8 protein-coding genes, 1 tRNA gene and 2 rRNA genes (1 of these 11 cut by a window edge) are annotated in these 9,672 nt (G+C 61.8%); 2 read left to right on the forward strand and 9 right to left on the reverse strand.

The genetic code is table 11. The annotated features are described in order from the left end of the window. Positions 1-8 precede the first annotated feature (8 nt). Together gbpA and WIR04_RS17305 are read left to right on the forward strand one after the other, a co-directional pair. On the forward strand, positions 9-1,433 hold the full coding sequence (gene gbpA, locus WIR04_RS17300; RefSeq protein ID WP_338888577.1) for an N-acetylglucosamine-binding protein GbpA: 1,425 nt from the start codon (positions 9-11) through the stop codon (positions 1,431-1,433). Positions 1,434-1,533: 100 nt separating this feature from the next. Then, a complete protein-coding gene (locus WIR04_RS17305; protein WP_338888579.1) occupies positions 1,534-2,064 on the forward strand; it encodes a cytochrome b in 531 nt (176 codons plus the stop codon). 90 nt (positions 2,065-2,154) lie between these two features. On the opposite strand, the gene cbl is transcribed toward WIR04_RS17305, so the two are convergent. The 9 genes from cbl to WIR04_RS17350 all read right to left on the reverse strand — a co-directional run. Further along, entirely contained in the window at positions 2,155-3,102 is a 948-nt protein-coding gene (cbl, locus tag WIR04_RS17310) for an HTH-type transcriptional regulator Cbl (protein ID WP_025325756.1), read from the reverse strand. 117 nt (positions 3,103-3,219) lie between these two features. After that, entirely contained in the window at positions 3,220-4,287 is a 1,068-nt protein-coding gene (locus WIR04_RS17315; protein WP_307766519.1) for a sulfate/molybdate ABC transporter ATP-binding protein, read from the reverse strand. A gap of 74 nt (positions 4,288-4,361) precedes the next feature. Continuing rightward, on the reverse strand, positions 4,362-5,255 hold the full coding sequence (gene cysW, locus WIR04_RS17320) for a sulfate ABC transporter permease subunit CysW (RefSeq protein ID WP_205641013.1): 894 nt from the start codon (positions 5,253-5,255) through the stop codon (positions 4,362-4,364). Then, on the reverse strand, positions 5,252-6,091 hold the full coding sequence (cysT, locus tag WIR04_RS17325; protein ID WP_025325753.1) for a sulfate ABC transporter permease subunit CysT: 840 nt from the start codon (positions 6,089-6,091) through the stop codon (positions 5,252-5,254). Before cysT ends, cysW begins: the two co-directional genes overlap by 4 nt. A 279-nt stretch (positions 6,092-6,370) precedes the next feature. Beyond that, positions 6,371-6,946 (reverse strand): alpha/beta hydrolase, encoded by a 576-nt coding sequence (locus tag WIR04_RS17330; protein WP_338888585.1) that lies wholly within the window; start codon positions 6,944-6,946, stop codon positions 6,371-6,373. A gap of 39 nt (positions 6,947-6,985) precedes the next feature. Then, entirely contained in the window at positions 6,986-7,987 is a 1,002-nt protein-coding gene (locus WIR04_RS17335; RefSeq protein ID WP_139439621.1) for a sulfate ABC transporter substrate-binding protein, read from the reverse strand. Positions 7,988-8,275: 288 nt separating this feature from the next. After that, positions 8,276-8,352: transfer RNA gene (locus tag WIR04_RS17340), tRNA-Asp, on the reverse strand. A 95-nt stretch (positions 8,353-8,447) separates the two neighbouring features. Continuing rightward, a 5S ribosomal RNA gene (gene rrf / locus WIR04_RS17345) occupies positions 8,448-8,562 on the reverse strand. A gap of 124 nt (positions 8,563-8,686) precedes the next feature. After that, positions 8,687-9,672, reverse strand: a 23S ribosomal RNA gene (locus tag WIR04_RS17350); it runs 1,904 nt beyond the window's last position.

Genomic DNA, 9,672 nt, shown 5'->3' on the forward strand with positions numbered 1-9,672 from the left:
AGGAATGTATGGCAGCAAAAATCAAACTCAATCATGTGGCCGCCGCGCTGGCGCTGCTGGCCAGCGGCGGCGTGCTCGCCCACGGTTATATCAGCCAGCCGGAAGGGCGCAACTATCTGTGCAAGACCGGCGGCAACAGTCAGTGTGGCGCCATTCAGTGGGAGCCACAGAGCCTGGAGGCGCCATCCGGCTTCCCCAATGGCGGCCCCGTCGACGGCCAGATCGCCTCGGCCGGCCACCCGCAATTTGGTGAGCTCAACGCCCAGACCAGCGATCGCTGGACCAAGCGCCAGGTGCAGAGCGGCCCCTTCGCCATCAGCTGGACCTTCACCGCCAACCACGTGACCCGCAACTGGCGCTACTACCTCACCAAGCAGGAGTGGAACCCGAACCAGCCCCTGACCAGGGACTCCTTCGATCTCAATCCGTTCTGCGTCATCGACGGGGGCATGGTGCAGCCGCCCAAGCAGGTCACCCATCAGTGCACCCTGCCGGCGCGCACCGGCTATCAGGTTATCCTCGGAGTCTGGGAGGTGGGCGATACCGCCAACAGCTTCTACAACCTGATCGACGCCCAGTTCGATGGCGGCACCCAGCCACCGCTGACCTGGAGCCAGGGTGGGACCATCTACCCCTCCACCGATCTGGTGGCCGGCGACAAGGCCAGAACCCGGGTATTCGACGCCAATGGCGAGCGCACCGATCTGCAGACAGTGCTGACCATCGGCTCTGCCGAGCAGGGTCAGAAGAACAACTGGGCTCACGATCTGGCCGCCAGGATCAACGCCGAACAGAGCCAGATCCGCGCAGGCCAGCAAGGCACCGATGGCCAGTTCAACCCTGTTTATGGCCAGAACCCCATCTACCTGAAGGCGGGCAGCAACCTGCAGCGGGTCGAGGTCCAGCTCGAGCAGCAGCAACCCCCGGTAAACGACGGCATCAGCGTGAGCGGGCTGGAGAACGAATACCTGCTCGACAACGGCAAGGTCACCCTGAACTTCACGGTCACGGCCGAGGGGGATCTCGCGGTCACCAACACCCTGTATGACCACGGTGGCGCCGCCAAGGGCCAGACCGGTGCCGACATCAAGGACAGCAGCCATAGCTTCACCATGGAGGTCAGCGGCCTGAGCGCCGGCCACCACCAACTGGTGATCGAGGGCAAGCCGAAGGCGGGCGGCGCCCCCCTGCAGCAGACCATGGATCTGATGTTCAAGGATCCGGCCAGCGGCGGTGACTACCAGTACAGCTTCCCGGAGGGACTCAAATCCTATGCGGCAGGCACCAAGGTACTTCAGCCGAAAGATGGCAAGATCTATCAGTGCAAGCCCTACCCCTACAGCGGCTGGTGCACCATCTGGACGAGCACCGCGACCCAGTATGAGCCCGGAGTGGGCACCAACTGGCAGGATGCCTGGACCCTGGTGAACTGATCCCCCGCAAGCAGAAGAGGCCCGAGCGGCCTCTTTTTTGTGCCTGTCATCCGGGCTCCCGGTGCCTCTCGGCACCCTGGGCCCCAGTCGGAAAAATCCCATGACGAAAGACTACTATGACCCCCTGAGCCGCCTGCTGCACTGGCTGATGGCCGCCGTCATCCTCTACGCCACCCTGGCAGGCTACCTGATGCACCTGGTGATCGACAGCCATCCCAAGCTGTTTCAATTTCTGTCGGTGCTGAACATGTCGATGGCGACCCTGATCTCCCCGCTCTTCCTGCTGCGCTGGGGCTGGCGGCACTGGCGGCCTCCCCTGTCCGAAGAGCAGGCCCAGCCTCACCATCCCGCCGCCAGGCTGGCTCACGCCCTGCTCTACGGCCTGATGTGCATAGTGCTGTTGAGCGGCTTCCTGATGCTGGAGCAGGGTTATGCCCTGTTCTGGCTCTACCCGATCGCCAACCCCATCGATGTACCTGAGGTCAACGCCTTCTTCTTTGGCGTGCATCGCCTCGGCTGTCTGTTGCTGGCTGCGCTGGTCCTGCTGCACGTGGCCGCCGCCCTCTACCACCACAGGATCAAGGGGGATCGCACCCTGTATCGCATGCTGGGTCCCCAGAGCGGGCGCTAGCCAATGAGCGAGGCCCTGGGTCTGGCTGAAGCGTCGATTAAGCAAACAGGGAGCCATGGGCTCCCTGTTTTCTCAGACGATGCGGGGCATTCAGATCTGGTAATCGAGCAGGGGCTCGTTGCTCATGGCCCTGGCCTGGATCTCCGCCAGCGCCAGCTCGGGGTTGCAGAGCTGGATGAACTGCCAGGTGAAGTTGTGCTGGAACTGACCCTGCTTGAGACCTATCCAGGCGGTGTGCGGCGCAAACAGCCGGCTGCCGTCGAGCTGCACCAGCCCCTTGTCCCGTTGGGGATCGAACGCCATGTCCGCCAGTATGCCCACCCCCATCTCCAGCTCGACATAGGTCTTGATGACGTCGGAATCCTGGGCGGTCAGCAGGATCTGCGGATGTATCCCCGCCTCGGCAAAGGCCTCATCCACCCGCACCCGGCCCGTCAGGCCCGCCTGATAGGTGACTATGGGCCAGTGGGCCAGCGCCGCCAGGGTCAGTTCCCGCTCGGCGGTGAGCGGGTGCTGCTCCGGCACCACTATGTTGTGGTGCCAGCGATAGTAGGGAAACGCGACCACCCCTTCGCTCTTGTCGAGCTGCTCGCTGCTGATGCCGATATCCACCTCGCCGGTCTGTACCAGCCGCACTATCTCTTCCGGACTGCCCTGGCGCAGCTCCAGCTGCACCAGGGGGAACTGCTCGCGAAACGCCTTCACCACACGGGGCAGGGCATAGCGCGCCTGGGTGTGAGTGGTCGCTACCAGCAGTCGCCCGGAATCCCTGTTGGCAAAGGTGCTGGCCAATTTGCGGATATTGTCGGCGTCCCCCAGGATACGCTCGGCGATCACCAGCAGCTCCTTGCCCGGCTCCGTCATGCCAAGCAGCCGTTTGCCGTAACGGATGAAGAGCGCGAGCCCGAGCTCCTCCTCCAGCTCGCGGATATGGCGGCTGACCCCGGACTGGGAGGTAAAGAGGGCATTGGCCACTTCGGTCAGGTTGTAATCCCGCCGCGCCGCTTCCCGGATAATGCGTAATTGCTGAAAATTCACCTCATCGCCTCCTGCGCTGAGTGGCGGTGGATGCTGCCACCGTCCTCTTGTTATTGGGCGACCGGATCAGGATCCGGCTGCAAGCCTGAAAAAGGGTCTCGCCCTGGGGGCTCGTCTTCAAATCTGATAGTCGGGATAGAGCTGCGCATGCCGGGCCACCAGGCGCACCCCCTGGCCGGGGGCGAAGGCACGGGCGGCCTCCTTGCTCAGCTCGGCCTCGTAGTGAGCGCCCCTGGTCTCGCCATCCCCGCGCAACTCCACCCGGATCCGCGGCCCCATGGGCAACAAGCGGGTGATGGTGGCGCTGATGCCACCCGGTGCATCCGCCGGCAGTATCTCCAGCTCGTGGGGGCGCACATAGGCAATGGCCGCACTGCCCTGTGCCAGCTGGGAGCTGATGGGGCCCCCCAGCTGCTGCTCACCTATGCCGAGCCCCTGCCCGGCCACCCGGCCACGGAACAGGTTCACGCTGCCGAGGAAGCTGTGCACGAAGGCGGTGGCGGGCTGGTCATAGACCTCGGCCGGGGTGCCGATCTGCTCGACCCGCCCTGCGTTCATCAGCACCACCCGATCCGCCACCTCCAGCGCCTCCTCCTGATCGTGGGTCACGAACAGGCTGGTGACGTGCAGCTCGTCGTGCAGCTCCCGCAGCCAGCGGCGCAGCTCCTTGCGCACCTGGGCGTCGAGGGCGCCGAAAGGCTCGTCCAGCAGCAGCACCTTGGGCTGTACCGCCAGGGCGCGCGCCAGGGCGACCCGCTGGCGCTGACCGCCGGAGAGCTGGGTCGGATAGCGTCCGGCCACGTGGCTGAGCTGCACCAGATCCAGCAGCTCCTTGACCCGGGCTCGGATGGCCTCCTCGGCCGGTCGCTCGGCGCGCGGCTTGACCCTCAGGCCAAACGCCACGTTCTCGAACACCGTCATGTGCCTGAACAGGGCGTAGTGCTGGAACACGAAACCGACGTTGCGCTCGCGCACGTGGAGATCAGAGGCATCCTCGCCACGGATGATGACGTTGCCGCTGTCGGCCTGCTCCAACCCGGCGATGATCCGCAGCAGTGTGGTCTTGCCGCAGCCGGAGGGGCCGAGCAGCGCCACCAGTTCACCGTCGTGAAAATCGAGGTTGATGTCGGCCAGGGCCGCGTACTGATTGAAATGCTTGTTGAGTCGTTGAACCTGAATGCTCATGGCTGCCTCTCTAAACCGTTAAACCGGATTCATGGTTATCCGGGCTGACCTGCCGGCAGGCAGGCCAGGCCATATCAATGGGACTGGGTGGGCTGAGCGCGCAGCCGGGCCAGCAGGGTCTCCCCCAGCAGGGTGAAGATCCCGAACAGGGCCAGCAGGCTCGCCACCGCGAAGGCGGCGCCGGTCTGGTACTCGTTGTAGAGGATCTCGATGTGCAGCGGCAGTGTGTTGGTCTGGCCGCGAATATGGCCGGAGACCACGGAGACGGCACCGAACTCCCCCACAGCACGGGCGGTACAGAGCAGCAGGCCATACATCAGGCTCCAGCGGATGCCGGGCAGGGTGACCCGCCAGAACATCTGCAGGCCGCTCGCCCCCAGCATGATGGCGGCTTCCTCCTCTTCCGGCCCACGGGCCTCCATCTGGGGCAGCAGCTCGCGCACCACGAAGGGCACAGTGATAAAGGTGGTCGCCAATATGATCCCCGGAGTGGCGAAGATGATCTTGATGTCATGCTCGCTAAGCCAGTCGCCGAACCAGCCGCGGCTGCCGAACATCAGCACGAACATCAGCCCCGCTATCACGGGCGACACCGAGAACGGCAGATCGATGATGGTAATGAGCAGTTGTCGGCCCGGGAAACGGAAGCGGGCTATGGCCCAGGCGGCGGCCAGCCCGAACAGCAGATTGAGGGGCACGGAGCAGAGGGTCACCAGGGCGGTCAGGCCGAGGGCGCTCAGGGCATCCGGCTCGCTGATGGCATGCCAGAAGAAGGCGAGGCCCGGGCTCAGTGCCTGGATAAAGACGGTCGCGAGCGGCAGCAGCAGCAGGGCGGCGAACCAGCCGAGTCCGACGCTGATCAGCAGCCACTTGACCCAGACGGGCTCACGGGTCACGGCAGGCTGGCGCACCTGAGTGACAGGGGCCCCATCGAGGGCCAGGTCCAGGCTTGCGTTGGATGCATTCATATGCGGCTTCCTCCGATGCGTGCCCAGCTCCAGGCCTGCAACTTGTTGATGATCAACAGCAAGACAAACGAAATCAGCAGCATGACGGAGGCGATAGCCGAGGCCCCGGCATAGTCATACTCCTCCAGATGACTCATGATCATCAGCGGCGCGATTTCCGAAACCATCGGCAAATTTCCGGCGATAAAGATGACGGAGCCGTACTCCCCTACCCCGCGGGCAAAGGCCAGGGCGAAGCCGGTGAGCAGCGCCGGGATCAGGGTAGGCCACAACACTCGCGCGAAGGTTTGCCAGCGATTGGCCCCCAGGCTGGCGGCGGCCTCTTCCTGTTCGGTCTCCGCCTCCCGCAGCACGGGCTGCAGGGTGCGCACCACGAAGGGCAGCCCGATGAAGGTGAGGGCGATCACCACCCCTATGGGGTTGTAGGCGAGCTCTATACCAAAGGGAGCAACCCACTGACCTATCCAGCCGTTGGGGGCGAAGATGGCACACAGGGCAATGCCGGAGACGGCGGTGGGCATGGCGAACGGCAGGTCGATCAGCGCATCCACCAACCGGCGACCGGGGAAGCTGTATCGAACCAGCACCCAGGCCAGGATCAGCCCGAACAGGCTGTTGAGCAGGGCGGCGATAAAGGCAGCCCCGAAGCTGAGGCGAAAGGAGGCGAGCACCCGGGGGGAGCCTATCACCTGCCAGAACTCGGCGGCCGTCAGGTTGTTTACCGCGAACAGCACCAGCGCCGAGAGTGGCAACAGCACCAGTATGCTCAGGTAGAGCAGGCTGAAGCCCAGGGTCGGCCCCAGGCCAGGGAGGACGGAATAAGAACTTAATCGCATAACACATCCATTTGTTATAAAAACTTTCGATACGCTGATTCTGCTCACGAGCGCCAGGGACAACAAACACCAATAACGCCTTTGCTAAGCACTTTTTTGTCTAACAACGGCAAATCAGGGCTTTTAGAGCGATAAATATAAAAAAAGGTCTTTTATATAAATAAAAGACCTAACAAACGGAGCGGTGAAACCTGAGCTGCAAAGACAGTCACTATGGGATCAGGGTGGCGAGCCTGTCTGATATCTTGCGGGAACTCTCCTTGTCATATGGGTCGAGGATCAGCGGAAGCTGAGGGCCGCCCGCCTATCCCATTCGGTCGAGACGGGATCCACCACCATCTCGGCCCTGTGATGAAGGGTGTTCAGCAGGTTGAGCCCCTGACTCCACTCCCCATGACCGGACTGGGCATTGATGTGGCCCACCTCGCCGGCATCGAACAGCGGCACCTGCCACTGACGACTCCAATACTCGGCACGTTCGAAGCTCATCCAGGGATCGTTGCGGCTGGCGATGAGCTGGGCGGACACCTTGATGGATCCCGCCAGCACCTCGTCCGGGATGCCGAAGCGGGCCGGATCAGCGGGAGCCACTATCAGGATGGAAGAGACCTTGTCCGGTTGCAGCCGGGCGGCGGCAATCGCCGTCAGGGCGCCGAAGGAGTGGGCCACCAGGTGGACCCGGCTGCGGCGGCTTCTAAGCTTGCTCGCCAGCTTGGCACTCCAGACGGTGAGGTCCGGCTTGTCCCAGGGCAGACCCAGCATCCGCTGCCACTGGGGAAATTGCTGGTGCCAGCGACTCTGCCAGTGATCCGGCCCACTGTTGTGCAGACCGGGAACCAGAAGGACCTTGTTCATCATGGTGCTCCTATCTGTTGTCACAGGGGCCAGTCACTGTCAGCGGCCCGGTTGGTAGATCTGGTCGAACAGCCCACCCTGGGCGAAGTGTTTCTTCTGTGCCTTGTCCCAATCCCCTTCCAGATCCTTGACGGTAAAGAGCGCCAGCTGCGGGAACTGGGCCGCCGTCTCCTTGAGGATCGCCGGGTTGCTCGGGCGATAGTGGTACTTGGCGATGATCCGCTGTCCCTCGTCGGAATAGAGGTAGTCAAGGTAGCCCTTGGCGACCGCTTCGGTGCCGTGCTTCTTGGCTACCTTGTCCACCACGGCAACGGGGGGTTCGGCCAGGATGGAGACCGAGGGCACCACGAGCTCGAACTTGTCGCTGGTCCCCGGCTGATTCAGCACCAGCAGGGCTTCGTTCTCCCAGGCCAGCAAGACGTCGCCGAGGCCTCGCTCGATGAAGCTGGTGGTGGCGCCCCGGGCGCCGGAATCCAGCACCTTCACGTTCTTGAACAGATCGCCGACAAACTGCCTGGCCCCCTCTTCAGTGCCGCTCTTCTTCAGGGCATAGCCCCAGGCAGCCAGGTAATTCCAGCGCGCACCGCCGGAGGTCTTGGGGTTGGGAGTCACGATGGCGACATCCTTGCGAACCAGATCGCCCCAGTCCTTGATCTGCTTGGGGTTACCCTTGCGCACCAGGAAGACGATGGTGGAGGTATAGGGAGACGCATTGTTGGCAAGGCGCCCCTCCCAATCGCTGGCGGTAAGACCCGCCTTGGCCACGGCATCGACATCATAGGCCAGCGCCAGGGACACCACGTCAGCCTCCAGGCCGTCCACCACGGCACGCGCCTGCTTGCCGGAGCCACCGTGTGACTGGCTTACCACCACATCATCGCCCGTCTTGGCCTTCCACTCCTTGGCAAAGGCGCTGTTGTATTCCTGGAACAGCTCGCGGGTCGGATCATAAGAGACGTTGAGCAGGCGCACCTCGGCCGCATTGGCCTGGCCGAGTGCCAGCAGAGAGAGCAGGGTCAGGGCGGTCATTCGCAATTTCATGGTGATACTCCATATCGTTGGGTTGAGTACAGAATGCCGCTTTCCACATATATCAGGAAGAAAGAAAAAGCGCTTTGCTTATCTCTTTTACGCATATTAGGCTAGCCGCCATTGCATACTCGCTGCCGCGAACCATCACCCCGGTCCCCCTGGTCGCCCCATTCTCCACTCATCACCGTCAGATTGCAGACACGAAAAAAGCCCAGTCTTTCGACTGGGCTTGCTGACTTGCATGCTGAAGGTGCATAGCAAAAAGGCCTTCCCGTGAGGGAAGGCCTTTCAAATTAGTGGCGGAGCGGACGGGACTCGAACCCGCGACCCCCGGCGTGACAGGCCGGTATTCTAACCGACTGAACTACCGCTCCGCATTCGGTTAGCTTGCGCTAAATCTTTTGCCGCTTCTATGAGGTGTCATCCTCTCGGCCAATCATGCAATGTGTGCACAACTGTTTAATTGGGTGCCTGGCAGTGTCCTACTCTCGCATGGCGAATGCCACACTACCATCGGCGCTACCGCGTTTCACTTCTGAGTTCGGCATGGGATCAGGTGGTTCCACGGCGCTATGGCCGCCAGGCAAATTCTTCAATCTCGGAAAGCTGACGTGAGTAACGACTGATTGGCTGTTGCCTCGTCGCTATCACTGAATTTGAGTAGTTCGTTCATTCGCTACAAGGCCCAGAACACTTCTTGGGTGTTGTATGGTTAAGCCTCACGGGTAATTAGTATGGGTTAGCTCAACACGTCGCCGCGCTTACACACCCCACCTATCAACGTTGTGGTCTCCAACGGCCCTTTAGGACCCTCAAGGGGTCAGGGATGACTCATCTCAGGGCTCGCTTCCCGCTTAGATGCTTTCAGCGGTTATCGATTCCGAACTTAGCTACCGGGCAGTGCCACTGGCGTGACAACCCGAACACCAGAGGTTCGTTCACTCCGGTCCTCTCGTACTAGGAGCAACTCCCTTCAATCATCCAACGCCCACGGCAGATAGGGACCGAACTGTCTCACGACGTTCTGAACCCAGCTCGCGTACCACTTTAAATGGCGAACAGCCATACCCTTGGGACCGACTTCAGCCCCAGGATGTGATGAGCCGACATCGAGGTGCCAAACACCGCCGTCGATATGAACTCTTGGGCGGTATCAGCCTGTTATCCCCGGAGTACCTTTTATCCGTTGAGCGATGGCCCTTCCATTCAGAACCACCGGATCACTATGACCTACTTTCGTACCTGCTCGACCTGTCCGTCTCGCAGTTAAGCTGGCTTATGCCATTGCACTAACCTCCTGATGTCCGACCAGGATTAGCCAACCTTCGTGCTCCTCCGTTACTCTTTGGGAGGAGACCGCCCCAGTCAAACTACCCACCAGGCACTGTCCGCGAGCCCGATTCAGGGCCCTGCGTTAGAACATCAAACATACAAGGGTGGTATTTCAAGGACGGCTCCAGCGCAACTGGCGTCACGCCTTCAAAGCCTCCCACCTATCCTACACATGTAGGTTCAATGTTCAGTGCCAAGCTGTAGTAAAGGTTCACGGGGTCTTTCCGTCTAGCCGCGGGTACACCGCATCTTCACGGCGAATTCGATTTCACTGAGTCTCGGGTGGAGACAGCATGGCCATGGTTACACCATTCGTGCAGGTCGGAACTTACCCGACAAGGAATTTCGCTACCTTAGGACCG

The organism is Aeromonas rivipollensis (assembly GCF_037811135.1).
GTDB classification, from domain to species: Bacteria; Pseudomonadota; Gammaproteobacteria; order Enterobacterales; family Aeromonadaceae; genus Aeromonas; species Aeromonas rivipollensis.

Coding starts and splice junctions, on each gene's coding strand:
- cysT (WP_025325753.1), bottom strand. CDS start 6,091: ATGCGATTAAGTTCTTATTCCGTCCTCCCTGGCCTGGGGCCGACCCTG.
- WIR04_RS17330 (WP_338888585.1), bottom strand. CDS start 6,946: ATGAACAAGGTCCTTCTGGTTCCCGGTCTGCACAACAGTGGGCCGGAT.
- WIR04_RS17305 (WP_338888579.1), top strand. CDS start 1,534: ATGACGAAAGACTACTATGACCCCCTGAGCCGCCTGCTGCACTGGCTG.
- gbpA (WP_338888577.1), top strand. CDS start 9: ATGGCAGCAAAAATCAAACTCAATCATGTGGCCGCCGCGCTGGCGCTG.
- cysW (WP_205641013.1), bottom strand. CDS start 5,255: ATGAATGCATCCAACGCAAGCCTGGACCTGGCCCTCGATGGGGCCCCT.
- WIR04_RS17335 (WP_139439621.1), bottom strand. CDS start 7,987: ATGAAATTGCGAATGACCGCCCTGACCCTGCTCTCTCTGCTGGCACTC.
- WIR04_RS17315 (WP_307766519.1), bottom strand. CDS start 4,287: ATGAGCATTCAGGTTCAACGACTCAACAAGCATTTCAATCAGTACGCG.